Raw genomic sequence first — 18,679 nt, 5'->3', positions numbered from 1 at the left:
CCCAGGGCGCACATCTTGGCGCGCTGCCAGTTCTCCTTGAACCAGCCGCGCGAGTCGCCGTGGACGGCGAGGTCGACGACCTTGAGGCCCCCGATGCCGGTCTCGGCGACGGAGAGGTCCTTCTCGAATGCGATGTCTGCCATGTCTCTCTCCCCTCCTTACTGGCCCTGCGCGCGGTAGCGGGCCTCGGTGGCCTCCTTGGCCGGGCGCCACCAGGACTCGTTGGCGACGTACCAGTCGATGGTCCGCTTCAGGCCCCCGGCGAAGTCGGTGTGCGCCGGCCTCCAGCCCAGCTCGCGCTGCAGCTTGGTGGAGTCGATGGCGTAGCGGCGGTCGTGGCCGGGGCGGTCGGCGACCCAGTCGAAGTCCCCGGGGTCGCGCCCCATCGCCTCGAGGATCATGCGGAGCACGGTGATGTTGTCCCTCTCCCCATTGGCGCCGATGAGGTAGGTCTCCCCCATGCGGCCCTTGGTGAGGATGTCCCAGACGGCCGAGGAGGGGTCCTCGGTGTGGATCCAGTCGCGGACGTTCTCGCCCTTCCCGTAGAGCTTGGGGCGGACACCGTCGATGATGTTGGCGATCTGGCGCGGGATGAACTTCTCCACGTGCTGGTAGGGGCCGTAGTTGTTGGAGCAGTTGGAGATCGTGGTGCGAAGGCCGTAGGTGCGGGTCCAGGCGCGCACGAGCATGTCGGAGGACGCCTTGGTGCTCGAGTACGGGCTGCTCGGGTGATACGGCGTCTCCTCGGTGAACTTGGCGGGGTCGTCGAGCGCCAGGTCGCCGTAGACCTCGTCGGTGGAGACGTGGTGGTAGCGGACGCCGTATTTGCGGACGGCCTCCAGAAGGCGGAAGGTGCCCTCGACGTTCGTGCGCAGGAAGGGCTCGGGGTCGGCGATGGAGTTGTCGTTGTGGCTCTCGGCGGCGTAGTGCACGATGGCGTCGTGGCCCGGTACCAGCCTGTCCAGCAGCTCCGCGTCGCAGATGTCGCCCACGACGAGCTCCACGCGGTCGGAGGGCAGCCCGGCGATGTTCTCGGGGTTGCCGGCGTAGGTCAGCTTGTCCAGGACGGTGACGTGAACGTCGGGGTGGCTGTCCACCACGTAGTGCACGAAGTTGCTGCCGATGAAGCCGCAGCCGCCCGTGACGATGATGTTCTTGGGTTCGAAGATCTCGGACATGAGGGGTTCCTCCTAGTACTCGCGCGGGCTGTTGACGATCTCGCCGGCGGCGACCTTCTTCAGGTGCCGCCCGTAGACCGACTTGCCGTAGGCCTTCGCTGCCTCCTCGAGCTCGGCGGTCGTGATCCAGCCGTTCTCCCAGGCGATCTCCTCGGGGACCGAGACCGGCAGGTCCTGTGAGTGCTCCACGGCGCGAACGAACTCCGCGGCCTCGTGCAGGCTCTCCATGGTGCCGGTGTCCAGCCACGCGTAGCCGCGGCCGAGGGTGACCACGGACAGCGCCCCCTCCTCCAGGTACATCTGGTTGAGCGTGGTGATCTCCAGCTCTCCGCGGGCCGACGGCTCCACCTCGTGCGCCTTGGCGGCCACGTCGCCCGGGTAGAAGTACAGGCCGGTGACGGCGTAGGAGCTCTTGGGGCGCTCGGGCTTCTCCTCGATGGAGACGGCCCTCCCCTCGCGGTCGAACTCCACGACGCCGAAGCGCTCGGGGTCGTCCACGTGGTAGCCGAAGACCGTGGCCCTCCCCGACTCGGCGTTCTGGACGGCGCGCGTCAGGTGGCGCGACAGGCCGTTGCCGTTGAAGATGTTGTCGCCCAGCACCAGCGCGCACGGCTCGCCGGCGATGAACTCCTCGCCGATGGTGAAGGCCTGCGCCAGGCCGTCGGGGCTGGGCTGCTCGGCGTATGAGAGGTTCACGCCGTAGCGCGAGCCGTCCCCGAGCAGGCGCTCGAAGTTGGGCAGGTCCGTCGGCGTGGAGATGACCAGGATGTCCCGGATGCCCGCCAGCATGAGGGTGGACAGCGGGTAGTAGATCATGGGCTTGTCGTAGACCGGCAGCAGCTGCTTGGAGGTCACGAGTGTGAGCGGGTACAGGCGGGTACCGGACCCGCCAGCGAGGATGATACCTTTCATATTAAAATCCAATCCATTTTGATGTGACTATCGCTGCTTCTTCAGTTTGGTCAAACACGAAGCAACGCTTTTCAGCGCAGAATGATTGAGCAAGAGATAGCCAACGTAGACTAATGCATACAGAATCGCCGCAGTCCCACAAGATAAAAGCTCAGTGAACAAGACGAAAGCGACTGTAAGCAGGATCTCCTGAAACGGCCTCGTTGAACCCGGGGCGCTAAGCTGTTCGTTCAGATAGAGCTCGGACCACAACGACCTGCCAATAATGCAGATAACGGCGCCACACAGGACGGCGTCGAGCGAGTTAAGGACAAGAACACCGAATATCGAAAAAACAGCACTACAAATAACAGTGACGATATTCAACTTCAGGAGCAGCTGCTCTTTACGAAGAACCTTGAAGTAGGTCGTACAGCAAAGGCTCATCTTAGTGTTGAAGACGCATATCGGGAGTAAGAGCGCAAAGTATTTGAGGCTTACGGCATATTGAGGAAGCCATATCCCCAAAAACCAAACCATAGGGAAATAGAGTAAATAGATCGCAGGGAAAATAAGCTCGATAGAATTCCTTATGCCGATGTAAAAACGAACCCTCTCATCTTCAGAGCCTGTCCTAAGGGCAGGAAATAAAACCATACTCGCCTGTGAGACGAAGGTGATGAAGAAATTCACCAGAGAGAGGGAGAACGAAATTTTTGCAAAGGCGACGATACCCCAAAAATGATCGATAAGAAACCTAGATACCCCGAGGATCAGTGTGTCGGCGATGTTCGCAATCATCAGCTTCACGCCGACGAAGATACTGCGGATACCGTCCTTAAGCGAATTACCAAAAGACACTGATTTGGCGCGTAGGATATCCCTGCCCATCCAAGAGCAATATATGAGCGCAATAATTTTCGAAACGAGATACGCGTAGACATAGGGATGGTAGTCCGAAACCTTAAATCCAATTAAAACAAGGAGCGGTGCCAGAAACACCAGCCTGTCTAACATTGTAGAAAACGAAAAAAGCTTAGTTTCGTTCATGGCCTGAAAGACAAAGCCTAAATAACTTGTCAGGTTATAGACGACGGTGTAAAGCGCAAAAGACGCGATAACAAATACACGATTTGCGTCATCGACAAGAGGCAGCGAAACAAAAGTGATGCCGAGGCAAATCACTGCCTGGAAACAAGCACCGAAGATATACTGGGATTTGATTGAGCTCTTATCGATTTCATCACGAGAGAGACCCCCGTTAATCAGGTAGACACCATCATTCAGGCCAAGGTGAAAAAAGCCGGAATAGGTCGTATAAAACATGAACAGTTGCCAGTATCCATAATCAGCAACGCCAACGATTTTCGGCACGAGCAGCGACATGACGACACTGACCGATAGAGAAATAAACTGTGCAGCAAACGCAATCATAGTGTTGCGTGCAATAGACGAATAATTCATTCAACCTCGTTTGTTTAAACTAGCAACCTTGATTTATTCAGAAATCAAAATAGGGCCCGACTCGCACAAATCTGAATACCGAGCACTCGTTCTACCCAGAACGAGTCCACAGGAAACAAACAAGATGACCGTTGGCACCCACCAACCAAGCTCGCAATAAAACATGAGCTCCGCGCAGCATATACAGGAAACGGAAAATAGTACTTGATCGAGTTCGCAACCCGACCTGAACGAACCGATGCCAGCGGAAATTAGCAAAAATACAAAACTACAAATTCCAAGAAAACCATATTCATACAGCATTGCAAGGAAACCATTATCCACCGTTGAAAAACCGCTAATTTCAACCGTCGTGCCCAGCATAGTCATGCGACTACTGCCATAACCATTTCCAGTAAGCCAAAACAGCGGCCTGCTTAAAAAGCTATGAATAATATAGGCAATGGCTCCGGAACGCTGGCTATATGAAACATCAGTTTCAAGCTCACCAAATCGAGAAGCCACAAAGTTAAACAGTCCAAACTTGTAGAGAATGAAAACGAGTAGCAATACAGCTGGAACTAAAAGCGCAATTAAATTCCATTTAGAATACTCGGGGTTCTTTAGGCGAAAGATCAGGTAAACCGATGCTAAAGCAATGAGAATAATCCACGCGCTACGACTCTTTGTCAGAAGCAGAGCGACCAAAAGAACTACAGAGCATAAGAGACGTTTCATCCTGCACGTCTCCAATTTATAGTTAATTACCACAGCAATAACTATCATTTGGCCAAATACGATTGCATGACCGAAAAAACTACGCAGTCGATACATGGATGGATTATCAATCGTTACAGTTTGTAGAAAAGAAAAGGAACCATTTGTAACTAGTCGTTGACCTAAAGCAATTTCAAGGACAAAGCTAAATAGGCAAGCGAACACCATAACGTTGCGAAGCATAAGCAATGCAGACTCAACCCAGTCATCGTTCTTTGCTTTACCGTAAATATAACCAAGAAGAATGCAAAAGAAATACGAGCAGACCGTAAGGAGGGATTCATTAATACTTCGGGACGTAAACGCAATGGCAGAAAAGAAAACCATCGCGCCCATAACGACAATGGGAATGGCGTTATTTAAAAACACTTTGTAGAGACGCCCAGAAAGAACTTCTTTGAAAACAAGCAATCCTAGAACAGAAAAAAACAGTCCTTTAACGGGAGAAATGACACTTAAGATTGCGGCAAAAATCAAAATAGTGAATTCATTAGTAAATAGCTCAAGCATTCTAAACACCTACTTACTGTCACAGGGACTGATTAAGGCCTTAAAATCACCAAGCAGGGAACGATTTGACAGTTCATACTTACGATATTTTAGAATGGTGCCTAAATCACTTAGTTTTAGGCCGCCTACGAGCAAGTGCAGACGGGCATTTAAAACAGAACCGTAATGCTCTATATGCGCAGAAGATATACGATAATCGCTAGGATTACTACTGCAGTATTCTTCTAAAACCTCAGAAAATCTCAAGCACATCATTATCTCAGCAACACGAGATTTCTTGTCAATATGTCGCATCTCAGTTGCATTAGAGTCATGCCTGCGGAACCGAATCAAGGGCTGATTTAGAAGTCTGAGGGTCCCCTTCAGTAATGAGAAGCGCCATAACATACCATCATGCGCAAAATCATCCTGCCAATATGGCATGATTTCCCTTATAAAACTCGATTTAACGGCATAGGAACATCCGGGGCGCCGTACCGACATAAACTTGCTATCGAAAACCGGAGTCTCCAAATCGTCCAGAGGTTTGGAATCATCGACGGCACCATAGACTGTTACTTTTTTACCGCCGCTCTCATAAAACGGCTCGACGGCGCAGCTGAGAACCTCAATCGAGGGGTCCTTCTCGAGGATTGAGGACATCACAGCTATTTTATCGGGTTCCCAGATATCATCCTGGTCGCACGGAAAGACGATTCCATCGTCTATAGATGCAAGGTCGAGAAGCCGCTTAAAGCTCTTGCGCCAGCCGAAATTAGAGCGGTTCTTGTTGATGGTCCAATTATCGAGTCCGTGTTCCTCGATATATTTGACAATGAGATCGAACGACCCGTCTGTCGAGCAATCATCCGCGATTAGTACTCGGTCCGGAGACACGGTCTGAAGTCGCAAGCTGTCTAGCTGCTCAGTAAGATATCGTGTGCCGTTATAGACTGACATCACAACCGTAACCATTAAAACCTTCATCCAATTAATGCTCAGCTATTAGCTGATCGTAAATACTTATAAGACGTTCAACATATGCGGTCTTTTCAAGGCAGCTGAAGTCCGCCTTCTCAACCGCTTTCCTATAACGAGAACAAACATCAGGGTCAAGCATATTGACCATTGCGTCAGATAGCGACTCGGAACTGCCCGCGCTGAAAATTTCGCCGAGGCCTTTCGACCTCACAAAGGAGGCCGCATCGCCGACATCCGAAACGATACACGGCAGGCCGGCAGCAATCATTGCTTCATAGGCGACGAGCCCAAACGTCTCTCGACAAACCGAAGGTATAACGATCGCACGTGAGCGTCCCATAACGGAAAGCACTTCATCATGGGACAGCGCGCCCATGAATTTGATATCCGGATAGCTGTCCGACAGCCTCTTCAGTTCGGTACCGTCACCGATGACGATAGCGTCCACACCGGCCCTACTGGCGGCTTCGCAAAATAAATCGCAGCCCTTTTCAGGACTCAGGCGACCAACGAATAGGTAAGCCTCGCAATCTGCATCAAACCCATGCTGGAATTTGTCCGCATCGACGTAATTTAAACAGTCGAATCGCTCGGCATCCCAGGTTAGATAGGGCTCAATCAACCGACGACTGGAATCTGAAACGAAGGCGACGGCCGGGCGCAGCGCTCTCAAAACATAGCCCTGCACGGAAAAGCGAACGGATCGATACAGTTTTTGGATATATGAGCGCTTGTCACAGTTGTGCAGCAGGCACTTCGGAGAACCGGGGGCAATTCCGCAGTTGCAATGATTCACATAATCGTAGAGTCCACCGTTGGAACAAACGAGGAAGTACTCATGGGCTGTGATCAGGCACTTGAACTCCCGTCGCCCTATGGCCGTGAATATCGAGGGAGAAAGGGAGTGCGTCCAAGAGTGAACGTGGACGACCGTCGTCTTCGGATCGAGCTGCTTCAGTAGATCATCCAGCGCCGTTTCCGAGCGCCTGTTCCAGATACCCTGGACAGCGCCGGAGATGCCCCCGTTCAGGACGTCGTTCTGCCCGCAATTGACACAAACAACACCCGATTCGATTAAGGAGGGATCGGGGTCACCCAACGCCGAAAAGAAATAGCTGTTGACACCTATCCTCGCCAGAGCAGCTGCTGTTTCGATTGCGATTTTTGAAGCTCCGCCCCCGATATGGGGACGGTCGCAAATCGTTATCACTGTGGTGAAGTTACTCATGCACGGTCCTAGGTTTGATAGATCGGACAAACCGCTTTACACGCAGGCGCATCGACGGGGGGAGCAGCATTTTCAGACGGTCGAAAAGGGTCGCATTCGGCGCCAGGACGGAATCAAAGACTTGTAATCCTGTAGCCTCGAAATGCTCGATAACGGCATCGCGCCTCTCCTCAAGATCCGAGCGCTTATTAGGATCTTCATGCAGCAGCACATCATCCGGAGCAAGGCCGTTGTTAGAGTAGGCGACGCAATCGCTTATTTCATCGATCAATTTTGCCCCGCGCTCGGTCTTCACGATAACGGCCGAAACACCCTTCTCGGGATGTCCGCAGTCTTGGACAGACTCAGAACGCCAGGAATCACCGAGGATGATGTCGGCAGGACTGTCGCTCCCTCTGAAAGGACAGCCGTAGCAAGACGATCTGCTGATCAGGCCTTTGATGTAGGAACCATAAAAGGGATCGAATGCAGCGGGCCTCTTAATAATCCTGCCGTCGGATAACTCGATTTTTATGTTATGGCCCCATCCGAATTTCGATTTATCTCTAAAAGTCAGTGCGGTGACATCGGACTTCTCCCGAAGCTCGAGCCAGTCAACATAGGAACGAAACATGGAAGAGCTTGGTACACCGTGGCAAACAACGCTGACGGTTGTCAGCCCATCCATCGGTTTACCCAAATAGAGACGCAGCGCGGAAACCTGACAAGGAGTACCGCTGAAGAGGACTCGCTTGCCGGATTTGAGATCGCTGAGCACTTCGGGATACGATTCGCTAGCATCGCTCTGGACATATTTGGACTTTTGCAGGAGCGCGATTTCGGCAAGCTCGGATATACCGATATGCCTGACGTGATCGACGCCATCCCAGGCGGCGCCGTAAACGCGCCCGCCGTCCGATAGTATACGTTTCGCAAGAAGGGAGAAGACGCCGCCGGACGAACTTTGCGCGAGCTCGTCCGGGTCATCGCTCTGCAAGACAGAGGCGCGAATGGCCTCCGAGTCCGCGTCGACTTGGTTTTCCGCCGGACAGGTACGCAGGCAAAGACCGCAGGAGGTGCATCTCGCTGCGTCCACCACGGGATATTCGAAACCGTCGGGCGAGGTACGCATAGTAATAGCGGAAAAAGGGCATTTGGCCGCGCAAGCTCCGCAACCAAAGCAGGCCCGGTGAGAAACTGTGTCGATGTTCTTGCTCAAGCTAACTTCCCCCTATTGCTCAAGAGCATCCAAGAGCCATTTTTTCGAAAACGTGATGAGCGACTCCACGTCGGACAGTCGCTTCTCATAGCCCTCGATTTCCGTAGCGTTCATGTGACTGTCATAGCCATCTAGCAGACGATCCTCGGTATTCGAGAGCCTCGAGAGGCTCTCGACTCGAGAGTTTTGAGAGCGCTTGTCGGTCTCCTCAAATCTCTTGAAGCAGTAATAGTCTTTGCGGAAAATTTGAGAAAACAGCGTACCGTGCAGCGAATCGGTTAACACGAACCGCGCGCTCGCCAGATAAGCGAGCCATTCATCGGGACCAAGCCCGTAACGCGGATTGAGCTGCTCGTCGACAGCATTTTTACCTGAACCGACAAGCGTCACGACCTCGCAGCCGAGCTCTTTTGAAATCGAATCGACAGCTTTCCTGTAAAACGGCCTATTCCCAAGGAAATAGCAGACGATTTTCCCGGGCTCAGGACATTTACCGTTGATGAGCGGGGCCCAGTCCTCTTTCGACAGGAGCAGGACAGGGTCCACAACCTGTGAAGGGCGCTCGAGACCGAGGGATTCGACAAAATCCGCGCCCGCATCTTCACGAACAGACACAGAGCTGAACGTTTTAATCAGATCAGTAATGATCTTTTTCTTCCTCTGCGTGGTGCTCGTGACACCGAAGCTGGGTGCATACGCGATTCTCTTATCGCTGTCGCTTAGAAAAGAGAGATAGAAATTCCTATTCAAAAGATAAGGGGACCAGATTTGATCAGATCCGCAGACGTATGCATCGTATTTTCCCCGTAAATCGACCAGTCCGTCTGTATCGACAATCCGATCAGTGGTCTCGATGTTCTGGCTCAAAAAGCGATTGAATACGTCAGCCGTCGAGGATCCGAAGTCATCATGTTCCTTCTTGCGATTGAATAGCTCACGTGCTTTGCCAGCAAATAAATCGAAGGAGTTCCGGTTGATCGCCCAGTTCAGTAGCTTTTCTTTAACGCAGGGAAGATAGTCGGCGTCGACAACGTCATGCCCTTCTGCCTTCAAAAACTGCTGTAGGGCATAAGCCTGAAGCAACGTACCGAAATTTTGATTATGGAGCCACGTTAAAATACAAATATTCATTAATTCACCGTTTCAAATAACTTCAGGTAGTACTCTTCGAGCTTGGGCGCTGCCCTAAAGATGTCATAAGATTCAAGCCCCAGAGATGCTTGGGGATCGGAACGATTAACGACATCCGTGCGTGTGGTAAGGACAGCATTGGACCAGCCCTCAATGCCCGCACTCAACGGAACGAAGCTGCACCGACCGGATAGCGCGACCTCGTTGGGGACCCTCTCAGAGCAGATGCACGGGAGACCGGAGACCTGGGCCTCAATCGCGACCATTCCGAGGCCCTCGTACAGACTAGGGAGAACGAATAAATCAAGCGCCTGATAGACGTCCTGTACATTGGAAATCTGACCGAGAAAACGCACCGCAGACGCAATTCCCAGCGAGCGCGCCTTTTCCTCCGCCTGCGGTCTCAACTTTCCATCGCCGCAGATAACAAGGATGGAATCAGGATTCTGAGCATAAACCGCCTTGAAAACATCAAGCAAAAACAGCTGATTCTTCTGGGGGATGAACCTACCGATATTCCCCAATACCAGCGTATCGTCCTGCGCTCCAAGCCCAGCACGTTGCTCATCCCTAATCGATCGATTGAAAGAAAAACTGCTCAAATCGATAGCATTATTAAAGACAGTAAAATGGGATGAGCCGAACAGCCATTTACCTGCATACTCAGTACAGGCCGCCAAATCAGTTGGATACCTTGTCGAAAACAGTTTCAAAAAGCCTTTAAGGGCATTTTTTGCAAACTCGCCTTTGCCGCTCGTCGAGTGGCTGTGGGCGATACGCACGGGTACCCCTGCCTTCTTCGCGGCGCGAAGCGGAAAGACGGAAAGCGCGTTGATATGGCTGTGCACTATCTTCCAGCCCTCTTGCGTAAAGAGGCTTTGAAGCTCTCGCTGATATTCAATCGCATGCTGGTAGGGCGGAATCTCAAAGATTCGACCACCAAGCGATTCGATCTCTTCACGTGGCACGAGCGTCGAATCTGAATCGACAAGAAAATCGAACTGGACTTTACTTCGGTCAATATGGCGATAATAGTTCATGACAACGGCTTCGACGCCGCCGCCAACCATCTTGCCAACAACCTGAGCCACCCTAACCGGTTCAGTCATTTAGCAAGCACCTCCACCGGTAAAGACCTCAACGACCGTGAGGAGAACAATCTTCAGGTCCGTGATTAGGCCGCGCTTGGCGATGTACTCCAAATCACGGCGGACCATGCCGTCGAAGTCGGTGTCGTTGCGGTCTGTGACTTGCCACCATCCGGTGATGCCGGGCTTCACGGCCAGGCGCTGCAGGTCATACTCGGTGTACTGCTCCACCTCGCGCGGCAGCGGCGGGCGCGGGCCCACGACGGACATCTGGCCCAGGAATACGTTGAGGAACTGCGGGAACTCGTCGATGGAGTGCTTGCGGATGAACTTCCCGATCTTGGTGACGCGGGGGTCCTCCTTCATCTTGAACATCGCGCCGGCGATCTCGTTCTGCCCCTTGAGCTCGGCGAGGCGTTCGTCGGCGTCCCTGTACATGGAGCGGAACTTCCACATGCGGAAGGTGGACAGGCTGCCATCGGGGCGGGTCTGACCCACTCGGATCTGGCTGTAGAACGGGTTGCCCTCGCTCTCCAGGCGGATGGCCGCGGCAAGCACAAGGCTGGGTACGGCGATGACGGCCAGCACGCAGCCGCTGAACACGATGTCGAACGCGCGCTTGACGGCGCGGTAGGCCAGGCGCGAGTTGTCCCAGTCCATGATGGATTGCACAGCCTTATATCGACCGGTGCATTCACGCTGGTCCATGGCCTGAGCAATCAGCGCTGCCCCCGCGGGCGCATTGCTCTCTGTCACTTCTTTATTAGCAGCCACAATAAAACTTACGTCCCTGTCCCCAGGAACCCCCCCCCCATCCACGAATTCAAAAAACGAATGAATTGCCGGTGCAACGTCTCCCTTACGTTTTGATGGGAACGTCGAGCGGAAGCACTTCCCTAAAGCTGGAATCGCCTTCGCCTACGTCCACCAAGCACCAGCGTTTACGACGGTCGATCTTGTGCACACGGGCCTCTTGCCCCACCAAGGGCCCCTGTTCTATGTGCAGCACACCGTCTTCTATGCGCGCCACGCTGTTGCGCACCACGTCGTCGTCGTCGAGCACGCTGCGGTACCAGTCCTGTGCATCGTCCGGCATGGGCGCATAGGCCCGCTCCCTGCTGCCAGCAATGCGGCAGCCAAAACTCAACTGGGCCAAAGCCCTATCGAGCGCAGCGGCATCGTGCGTGGCGACGAAGAAGTATTCCTTGTACATGGGTTTGGTTTGGAGCGACCATGCGCCGTCCCGCTTAAACCAGAACTCCTTTTGCATCACAAAAGCGTTCTGCATCAGCTCGTGTGGGATAATACGGCGCACCTTTTCGCAGGTCTCGCGCTCTTTGCCGTTGGGGGTGTGGACCAGATACCAGCGGACGCGGCCGTGCTGGCTGTTGGTGGTGGCGCCGTTAAATGCGCCCGGCAGCTTCTCTTGGCGCCGTGCCGTCTGTTCCATGTTCTCGCCCCCTCTTTTGGATTTGCGATGCACGCAAATGCAAGGGCGTTTAGAACAGGCTTCTCGCTCGCAGCTATGCGCAGTCGCAAAAGTACAGGTTTTTGTATCTTTCGACGTTGCTCATTATACGAGCAAACTGCTCACGTTTTCCCAGATTACACAAATTGCAGCGCGAACGGACACATCTCCATACGCCTCTACAAAAACCTGTACCTTTTTGCACAACAAAAAAAGCCGCCCTAACCAGCGGCTTTTCTTCTATAGATAACAAAAAAGGCGACCGCCCGCGAGGACGATCGCCTTTGTTAATTCTTGTATGGTTTGTGCTAGGCGCGAGTCTTGATCTCCTCAGTCACCTTCGCAACGAACTCGTCAACGCTCATCGGGACGGTCTCGTTGGAGCGATCGCGGACGGAAATGTTGCCGGCCTCGACCTCCTTCTCGCCCAGGATAAGCATGTAGGGCACGCGGTCGATGCTGCGGGCCTCGCGGATCTTGTAGCCGATCTTCTCGTCGCGGTCGTCGCAGACCACGCGAATGCCGGCCTCCTCCAGCTTGGCGCACACCTCGTGGGCGTAGTCGCGGCTCTTCTCAGAGACGGGAAGCGCCTTGACCTGCACGGGAGCCAGCCAGGTGGGGAACTTGCCCGCAAAGTGCTCAATCAGAATACCGATGAAGCGCTCGATGGAGCCAAAGCACACGCGATGCAGCATGATGGGGCGCTTCTTGGTGCCGTCGGCGTCCACGTACTCCAGATCAAAGTTGAGCGGCATCTGGAAGTCGAGCTGGACGGTACCGCACTGCCAGGTGCGGCCGAGCGAGTCCTCCAGATGGAAGTCGATCTTGGGGCCGTAGAAGGCGCCGTCGCCCTCGTTGACCTCGTAGTCCATGCCCAGCTTCTCCAGAGCGGTGCGCAGGCCCTCCTCGGCGCGAGCCCAGTCCTCGTCAGAACCCATGGAGTCCTCGGGGCGGGTGGAAAGCTCAACGTGATACTTAAAGCCAAACTTTTGGTACACGGAGTCGATGAGGTTAACCACGCCCACGATCTCGTCGGTCAGCTGGTCGGGACGCACAAACAGGTGGGCGTCGTCCTGGTTAAAGCAGCGCACGCGGAACAGGCCGTGCAGGGCGCCACGCAGCTCGTGGCGGTGCACCAGGCCAATCTCGCCGGCGCGGATGGGCAGCTCGCGATAGGAGTGCGGCTTGGAGGCGTACACCAGCACGCCGCCCGGGCAGTTCATGGGCTTAATGCAGTACTCCTCGTCGTCGATGACGGTGGAGTACATGTTGTCCTTGTAGTGGTCCCAGTGGCCCGAGGTCTTCCACAGCTGCTTGTTCATGATGAGCGGCGTGGAGATCTCCACGTAGCCGGCCTTGTGGTGAATCTCGCGCCAGTAGTCCAGCAGCGTGTTCTTAAGGATCATGCCGTTGGGCAGGAAGAACGGGAAGCCGGGGGCCTCGTCGCGCATCATAAAGAGGTCCATCTCGCGGCCGATCTTGCGGTGGTCGCGCTTCTTGGCCTCCTCCAACATGTGCATGTGCTCGTCGAGCTCTTCCTTGGTGGCAAAGGCGACGCCGTTGATGCGGGTGAGCATCTTGTTGTCCTTGTCGCCCTTCCAGTAGGCGCCCGAGACGCCGGTGAGCTTAAAGGCCTTCAGCGCCTTGGTGTAGCAGATGTGGGGGCCGACGCACATGTCGATGTAGTCGCCCTGCTGGTAGAAGGTGATGCGGGCGTCGTCGTCCAGGTCGCCGATGTGCTCGACCTTATACTTCTCGCCGCGCTCCTCCATAAGGGCGATGGCCTCGGCGCGGGGCTTCTCGTACACGGAGAACTTGAGGTTCTCCTTGACGATCTTTTTCATCTCGGCCTCGATCGCGGGGAAGTCGTCCTCGCTGATCTTGACGCCCTCGGGCAGGTCGACGTCGTAGTAGAAGCCGTTGTCGGTCGCGGGGCCGTAGGCAAAGTCGGCCTGGGGGTACAAGCGCTTGATGGCCTGCGCCATGATGTGCGCGGCGGAGTGGCGGATGACGTGCGTGACCTCGTCCTGCGGGAGCTCGGCCACCGAACCGTCATTGTAGAGTGCCTTCATGGGTATGTTTTCTCCTCTCGGATGCCTGATGCAAGTGCGTGCGATGCGCTCGGCGTTTTTGACTTGCATCATTATAGGCAGGTTGCCTTGGTATACAAGCGCCCGCCGCACCTTAATGGCACGGCGGGCGATTTTCTACGCATGCTTCATCGCGTGGGGGCGGGGTGCGCGTGTTTGCGGCGTGCCCGTGGCTTACGGCCGGCCCGGCGATGGATGCGTTACTGGATGCGAGTTCGGCAGTAGGGGCAGACCTTCCAGTGCGCGTCGAGCGGACGATGGCAGCTGGGGCATACGTTGCGGACCTGGGTGTCGCACACCGGGCAGACGACGAAGTCCTTCTCGATGGGCGCGCCGCACTGCGGGCAGGTGCCGTACTGGGCAAGCTGGCGCTCGCGCAGGGCCATGTCCAGCTCCTGCTCCTCGCGGTCGGACGCGTAGGAGTGCGGGCGCAGGACCAGGTAGGCAATGAGGCCCACAAACGGGATGAGGGCGATGATGCCCCATGCCACGTAGGCGCTGGCGCCGCGGCGGCGAGCGTCGATGAACACATAGACGACCGACAGCACATACAGGGCGATGATAAAGCCAACGAAGGCATAGACGACGCCCATAAGCTGCGGCGACATGAGCTCGGAGATGTACTTGGACATTACGGGTACCTTTCGGAATATTAACAGTCCGGTCAAGTTTACCACGGGGTTTGTTTATATGGGACCACGGCTAGGGGCGGGGCTGGCGCGGACACAAACATCTCAATCTGTAACAGGTGGAGGCGAAATCCGGGTCTAGATGTTACAGATCGAGACACAGGGGTCCCTCCCCGACTTCAATCTCGATCTGTAACATCTTAGGCCCCAAAACCCCTCTTACTGTTACAGATCGAGACATTCAAAATCCGCCGGAAGGTTTGTCTTGATCTGTAACATCTAGAACCCAGATCGTCAGCTAACTGTTACAGGTCGAGACGAACGGTTGCCGTAGCTGTCGGCAGACGAGGCCAACATCCGTGCCGGGTCTCCCCTCGCCTGCCGCTGGCGGGTGTTGCGGGGCTGTTCGCCGCATTGCCGCTGCACTGGGGGGTCTGCAGGCCGTAGGATAGTCCTATTGACAGCCTGTCAACTTGTCTGGGAGGCACTGTGACAGAAACGTTTGATATCGCGGTTATGGGCGCGGGCATCACCGGGTGTGCCATTGCGCGGCAACTCGCGCGCTATGACCTGACCATTTGCGTGGTCGAGGCGGCCAACGACATCGCGCTGGGCGCCACGAAGGCCAACGGCGGCCTGGTACACGCCGGCTACGATCCGGCGCCGGGCACCGTAAAGGCGCAGGTCAACGCCCGCGGCTGCGAGCTATATGGCACGTGGGCCCAGGAGCTTGGATTTTTGTTCCGCCGCACCGGGTCGATGGTGCTGGGGTTTAACGACGAAGACCGCGCACACCTAGAGAAGCTGCGCCAGAATGGCCTGGCCAACGGCGTGCCCGAGTTGTCGATTATCGGCACCGAGCGCATCCACGAGCTGGAACCGCGTGCGAGCGCCAAGGCGACGTGCGCGCTGTGGTGCCCCTCGACTGGATTTGTCGATCCCTTTGAGGTCGCCATTGCCGCGCTGGAGAACGCCGTGGCCAACGGGGTGACGTTTATTCGGTCGGCTCCGGTGGAAGCAATTGAGGTTGCTGACGGCGAGACTACCGACGGGGCTGCGCGCTTTACGCTGGTGACGCCTGTCGGCGATGTGCGCTGCCGCTACCTAATCAACGCCGCGGGCAACGGTGCCGCGAACATCTCGCATATGGCCGGCGCCGAGGAGTTCCAGATGGTCTGGCGCCAGGGAAACATTGTGGTGCTGGACAAGGAGCCGCGCGCGCTCATGCCGCTCTACCCCGTGCCCACGCCGGTGTCCAAGGGCGTTATCGTCACGGGCACCGTGCACGGCAACACCGTGATCACCGCGACCGCTGCCGTGCGCGAGCCGGGCGACACGCAGACCTATGCGGGCGACGTCAGCGCGCTGCTGAGCGGCGCGCGCAAGCTGGTGCCCGACCTGGACACGCGCCGCGTGGTACGCGCGTTTGCCGGCGGGCGTCCGGTCATTCAGGGGACCAACGACTTCTTTATTGGTCAGTCTGCCGTGGTGCCAGGGCTGTTTCAGGCGGCGGGCATTCAGTCGCCAGGCGTGGCGAGCGCGCCGGCCATTGCCGAGCGCATGGAGCAAGTGATGCGCGAGGCGGGCGTTGCTTTGCGCGGACGGGCCGATTGGGATCCGATTCGACACGCGCCGGACGACTTCGACCGAGCGCCGCTTGCACGCAAGGAGGAGCTCATTGAGTCCGACCCTGCATGGGGGCAGATCGTCTGCCGCTGCGAGACAGTGCCCGAGGCCGAAATCGTGGCCGCGATTCGATGCCGCCCGGGTGCGGTTTCGGTCGAGGGCGTCAAGCGGCGCTGCCGTGCGGGCATGGGTCGGTGCCAGAGTGGCTTTTGCCAGAGCCGCGTAGTGGCGATCCTAGCGCGCGAGCTGGGCTGCGACCCCAGCGAGGTGCTGTTGGAGGACGCTGGCTCATGGCTCGTTGAGGGACCTTTGAAGGGGGTGCGCTAGGATGGCGACGTTTGATATGCGCGACGAACGCGCGGAGACCGGAACTGCAGCGTCAGTGTCGACGCAGGCCTTCGACGTGGTCGTCATCGGAGGCGGCCCCGCCGGTATGGCAGCCGCGCTTGCCGCGCACAAGGCCGACGCGCGCGTGGCCATCGTGGAGCGCGAGCAGCATCTGGGTGGCATCCTGCGACAGTGCATTCACCCGGGCTTTGGACTGTCGCACTATAAGCAGGAACTCACCGGTCCCGAGTACGCGCAGCGCTTTATCGACCAGGTGCGCGCGACCAACATTGCGCTGTTCTTGGACAGCATGGTGATAGGGGTTGATTCGGGCGAGTCCGCTGAAGACGCCGCGGTCCACACCGTCACGCTCATGAGCCCCACCGGTATGCTGCAGCTCATCGGGCGTGCGGTCGTCCTTGCCATGGGTTGCCGCGAGCGCACCCGCAGCGAGATCAAGATTCCCGGCAGCCGACCTGCCGGCGTGTTTACGGCTGGTCTGGCGCAGCGATACATCAATATCGAGAACCTCAAACCCGGCTCGCGCGCCGTCATTTTGGGCTCGGGCGACATTGGGCTCATCATGGCGCGCCGCTGCACGCTCGAGGGGATTTCGGTCGAGGGTGTGTACGAGCTCATGCCGTACGCCAACGGGCTGCGCCGCAATGTTAAGAACTGCCTGGACGACTTTGGCATTCCGCTGCACCTGTCCACCACCGTCACGCGCGTGATCGGACACGACCGCGTAGAAGCCGTCGAGGTGAGTCGGGTCGACGAGCACCTGGCACCCATTCCGGGGACTGAGCGTGTTGTTCCGTGCGACACGCTACTGCTTTCGGTGGGCCTGATTCCCGAAAACGAGCTTTCGGTTGCCGCGGGCGTGGAGCTGGACCCACGTACGCGCGGCGCCGTGGTGAACCAGAGCCTGCAGACGGGCGTACCGGGCATCTTTGCCTGCGGCAACGTGCTGCACGTGCACGACCTGGCAGACAATGTGACGACCGAGTCCGAGAGGGCTGGCGCAGCTGCAGCGGCGTACGCGCTGGGGACCGCCGCGGGCGTCGTTCCGGACTGCGAGCTCGCCGTCTCCCCTGCCGGCATTGCGGGATACGCGCTGCCGGGACGCATTACGGCCGTGGCGCTCACCAAGCTCAACTTCCGCGTGCGCCGGCCGGTCGATACCGCTCGAGTACGCATCTTGGCCAACGGAGAAGAAGTGTTTGCGGGCAAAGTCCGCCCGTTTAAACCGAGCGTCATGGAAAGCTTCCCGCTGCCGGCAAAGGTGATTCAGCATGCGCTCGACTTGGGTGTTAGCGAGATTGTCCTGTCCGTCGACCCCGCTGAGGAGGCGTAGAGTCATGAGCACAAACGCGATTGAAACGCTGCAGTTCAACTGCACCACCTGCCCATCCGAGTGCCTCCTGACCGTGGAGGTCGAGCGCAGCGCAGACGGCGCCGTGGCAGAGGTGCGCTCCGTAACCGGCAACAGCTGCCCGCGCGGTGATAAGTTTGCACATCAGGAGCTCACCTGCCCCATGCGCGTGCTTACCACGACCGTGGCCGTATCCGGCGGCGACGAGGCGCTGCTGCCCGTGCGCACGGCCGAAGCCATCCCGCTGGCACTCCATGCCCAGGCGATGGACCTCATCCGGGGCCTAAAGGTCAAAGCCCCCATCCGCATGAGCGATGTAGTCCTCCCCAACCTCCTAGATACCGGTACCGACCTCATCGCCAGCATGGACATCGACCCCGCCTAAGCCGCTCATTTAGGACGGGGCTCTTTTAGCTACCCCGCCATCCACCCCGTCCCTCCTCAATTGCGGTGAAATAGTTCCTGATTTCCGCCAAAACCCCGGTATCCAGGAACTATTCCACCGCAACTATCATTGGAATCGGTATTTAGCCTGTGCCTACTTTAGTGCCATTTCAAAACTATGCCGGATTACGGGGCTGATTCGGAGACTCCCATCCATACCGGCATTTTACGATTTTTGATAAGCCGTCTACCTGCGGTTTTAATTTCGCAATTTTTCCCATGGTCAAGTAATACAGGTCCAGCCCCGTAATCCGCCATAGTTTTGAAAGCAGCTAATTCGGGACGACCCTCTTATGACTACTTTTACCTATCATTCCGC

17 protein-coding genes are annotated in these 18,679 nt (G+C 56.5%); 3 read left to right on the top strand and 14 right to left on the bottom strand.

Annotated elements, in window-relative coordinates:
- From DWX39_RS11240 to DWX39_RS06925, 14 genes are all read right to left on the bottom strand, one after another.
- A partial coding sequence (locus tag DWX39_RS11240; protein ID WP_233512209.1) for a dTDP-4-dehydrorhamnose 3,5-epimerase family protein occupies window positions 1–143 on the bottom strand: 143 nt, incomplete at its 3' end.
- Between the two features lie 15 nt (window positions 144–158).
- A complete protein-coding gene (rfbB, locus tag DWX39_RS06985) occupies window positions 159–1,178 on the bottom strand; it encodes a dTDP-glucose 4,6-dehydratase (RefSeq protein ID WP_117758995.1) in 1,020 nt (339 codons plus the stop codon).
- A gap of 12 nt (window positions 1,179–1,190) precedes the next feature.
- Window positions 1,191–2,090, bottom strand: a complete 900-nt coding sequence (gene rfbA, locus DWX39_RS06980) for a glucose-1-phosphate thymidylyltransferase RfbA (RefSeq protein WP_117758993.1) — start codon at window positions 2,088–2,090, stop codon at window positions 1,191–1,193.
- Between the two features lie 27 nt (window positions 2,091–2,117).
- Window positions 2,118–3,533: a hypothetical protein gene (locus DWX39_RS06975; RefSeq protein WP_117629452.1), complete on the bottom strand. Its 1,416-nt coding sequence runs from the start codon at window positions 3,531–3,533 to the stop codon at window positions 2,118–2,120.
- 33 nt (window positions 3,534–3,566) lie between these two features.
- Window positions 3,567–4,799: an O-antigen ligase gene (locus DWX39_RS06970; RefSeq protein WP_117629451.1), complete on the bottom strand. Its 1,233-nt coding sequence runs from the start codon at window positions 4,797–4,799 to the stop codon at window positions 3,567–3,569.
- A 9-nt stretch (window positions 4,800–4,808) separates the two neighbouring features.
- Window positions 4,809–5,753 carry a glycosyltransferase gene (locus DWX39_RS06965; RefSeq protein ID WP_158561636.1) on the bottom strand — a complete coding sequence of 315 codons (945 nt, stop codon included), beginning with the start codon at window positions 5,751–5,753 and terminating at the stop codon, window positions 4,809–4,811.
- Window positions 5,754–5,769: 16 nt separating this feature from the next.
- Window positions 5,770–6,987, bottom strand: coding sequence for a glycosyltransferase family 4 protein (locus tag DWX39_RS06960; RefSeq protein WP_117629449.1), 1,218 nt, complete (start codon window positions 6,985–6,987; stop codon window positions 5,770–5,772).
- Window positions 6,980–8,185 carry a Coenzyme F420 hydrogenase/dehydrogenase, beta subunit C-terminal domain gene (locus DWX39_RS06955; protein ID WP_117629448.1) on the bottom strand — a complete coding sequence of 402 codons (1,206 nt, stop codon included), beginning with the start codon at window positions 8,183–8,185 and terminating at the stop codon, window positions 6,980–6,982. The genes DWX39_RS06960 and DWX39_RS06955 overlap by 8 nt, the downstream gene beginning before the upstream one ends.
- 12 nt (window positions 8,186–8,197) lie before the next feature.
- The gene (locus DWX39_RS06950; RefSeq protein WP_117629447.1) at window positions 8,198–9,316 is read right to left on the bottom strand and encodes a polysaccharide pyruvyl transferase family protein; all 1,119 of its coding nucleotides are present in this window, start codon (window positions 9,314–9,316) and stop codon (window positions 8,198–8,200) included.
- Window positions 9,316–10,425, bottom strand: a complete 1,110-nt coding sequence (locus DWX39_RS06945; RefSeq protein ID WP_199411460.1) for a glycosyltransferase family 1 protein — start codon at window positions 10,423–10,425, stop codon at window positions 9,316–9,318. Before DWX39_RS06945 ends, DWX39_RS06950 begins: the two co-directional genes overlap by 1 nt.
- Window positions 10,426–11,178: a sugar transferase gene (locus DWX39_RS06940; RefSeq protein WP_233508901.1), complete on the bottom strand. Its 753-nt coding sequence runs from the start codon at window positions 11,176–11,178 to the stop codon at window positions 10,426–10,428. It abuts the gene before it with no gap.
- A gap of 85 nt (window positions 11,179–11,263) precedes the next feature.
- Window positions 11,264–11,854 carry a hypothetical protein gene (locus DWX39_RS06935; RefSeq protein ID WP_117758989.1) on the bottom strand — a complete coding sequence of 197 codons (591 nt, stop codon included), beginning with the start codon at window positions 11,852–11,854 and terminating at the stop codon, window positions 11,264–11,266.
- Window positions 11,855–12,180: 326 nt separating this feature from the next.
- Window positions 12,181–13,944, bottom strand: coding sequence for a threonine--tRNA ligase (gene thrS / locus DWX39_RS06930; protein ID WP_117758988.1), 1,764 nt, complete (start codon window positions 13,942–13,944; stop codon window positions 12,181–12,183).
- A gap of 218 nt (window positions 13,945–14,162) precedes the next feature.
- On the bottom strand, window positions 14,163–14,594 hold the full coding sequence (locus DWX39_RS06925; RefSeq protein WP_055251579.1) for a zinc ribbon domain-containing protein: 432 nt from the start codon (window positions 14,592–14,594) through the stop codon (window positions 14,163–14,165).
- Between the two features lie 486 nt (window positions 14,595–15,080).
- Here DWX39_RS06925 and DWX39_RS06920 point away from each other — a divergent pair, with 486 nt between their 5' ends.
- From DWX39_RS06920 to DWX39_RS06910, 3 genes are read left to right on the top strand one after another with little or no spacing between them, the layout of a single operon-like run.
- Window positions 15,081–16,544 (top strand): NAD(P)/FAD-dependent oxidoreductase, encoded by a 1,464-nt coding sequence (locus DWX39_RS06920; RefSeq protein ID WP_199411459.1) that lies wholly within the window; start codon window positions 15,081–15,083, stop codon window positions 16,542–16,544.
- Between the two features lies 1 nt (window position 16,545).
- Entirely contained in the window at window positions 16,546–17,898 is a 1,353-nt protein-coding gene (locus tag DWX39_RS06915) for an NAD(P)/FAD-dependent oxidoreductase (protein WP_117758987.1), read from the top strand.
- A gap of 4 nt (window positions 17,899–17,902) precedes the next feature.
- Window positions 17,903–18,301 (top strand): DUF1667 domain-containing protein, encoded by a 399-nt coding sequence (locus tag DWX39_RS06910; protein ID WP_117758986.1) that lies wholly within the window; start codon window positions 17,903–17,905, stop codon window positions 18,299–18,301.
- The last annotated feature ends 378 nt before the right edge of the window (window positions 18,302–18,679 follow it).

The sequence above is a fragment of the Collinsella sp. AF19-1LB genome, from assembly GCF_003459655.1.
In the GTDB taxonomy this organism is placed as follows: Bacteria; Actinomycetota; Coriobacteriia; order Coriobacteriales; family Coriobacteriaceae; genus Collinsella.
The sequence above is the reverse complement of the archived record's forward strand: the minus strand, read 5'-3'. Positions and strand labels throughout refer to the sequence as shown.

What these genes read in the sequence shown, in the direction of transcription:
- DWX39_RS06970 (WP_117629451.1), bottom strand. Translation starts at nt 4,799, where the DNA reads ATGCTTGAGCTATTTACTAATGAATTCACTATTTTGATTTTTGCCGCA.
- DWX39_RS06960 (WP_117629449.1), bottom strand. Translation starts at nt 6,987, where the DNA reads ATGAGTAACTTCACCACAGTGATAACGATTTGCGACCGTCCCCATATC.
- DWX39_RS06945 (WP_199411460.1), bottom strand. Translation starts at nt 10,425, where the DNA reads ATGACTGAACCGGTTAGGGTGGCTCAGGTTGTTGGCAAGATGGTTGGC.
- DWX39_RS06975 (WP_117629452.1), bottom strand. Translation starts at nt 3,533, where the DNA reads ATGAATTATTCGTCTATTGCACGCAACACTATGATTGCGTTTGCTGCA.
- DWX39_RS06965 (WP_158561636.1), bottom strand. Translation starts at nt 5,753, where the DNA reads ATGGTTACGGTTGTGATGTCAGTCTATAACGGCACACGATATCTTACT.
- DWX39_RS06935 (WP_117758989.1), bottom strand. Translation starts at nt 11,854, where the DNA reads ATGGAACAGACGGCACGGCGCCAAGAGAAGCTGCCGGGCGCATTTAAC.
- rfbA (WP_117758993.1), bottom strand. Translation starts at nt 2,090, where the DNA reads ATGAAAGGTATCATCCTCGCTGGCGGGTCCGGTACCCGCCTGTACCCG.
- DWX39_RS06910 (WP_117758986.1), top strand. Translation starts at nt 17,903, where the DNA reads ATGAGCACAAACGCGATTGAAACGCTGCAGTTCAACTGCACCACCTGC.
- rfbB (WP_117758995.1), bottom strand. Translation starts at nt 1,178, where the DNA reads ATGTCCGAGATCTTCGAACCCAAGAACATCATCGTCACGGGCGGCTGC.
- DWX39_RS06950 (WP_117629447.1), bottom strand. Translation starts at nt 9,316, where the DNA reads ATGAATATTTGTATTTTAACGTGGCTCCATAATCAAAATTTCGGTACG.
- thrS (WP_117758988.1), bottom strand. Translation starts at nt 13,944, where the DNA reads ATGAAGGCACTCTACAATGACGGTTCGGTGGCCGAGCTCCCGCAGGAC.
- DWX39_RS06925 (WP_055251579.1), bottom strand. Translation starts at nt 14,594, where the DNA reads ATGTCCAAGTACATCTCCGAGCTCATGTCGCCGCAGCTTATGGGCGTC.
- DWX39_RS06915 (WP_117758987.1), top strand. Translation starts at nt 16,546, where the DNA reads ATGGCGACGTTTGATATGCGCGACGAACGCGCGGAGACCGGAACTGCA.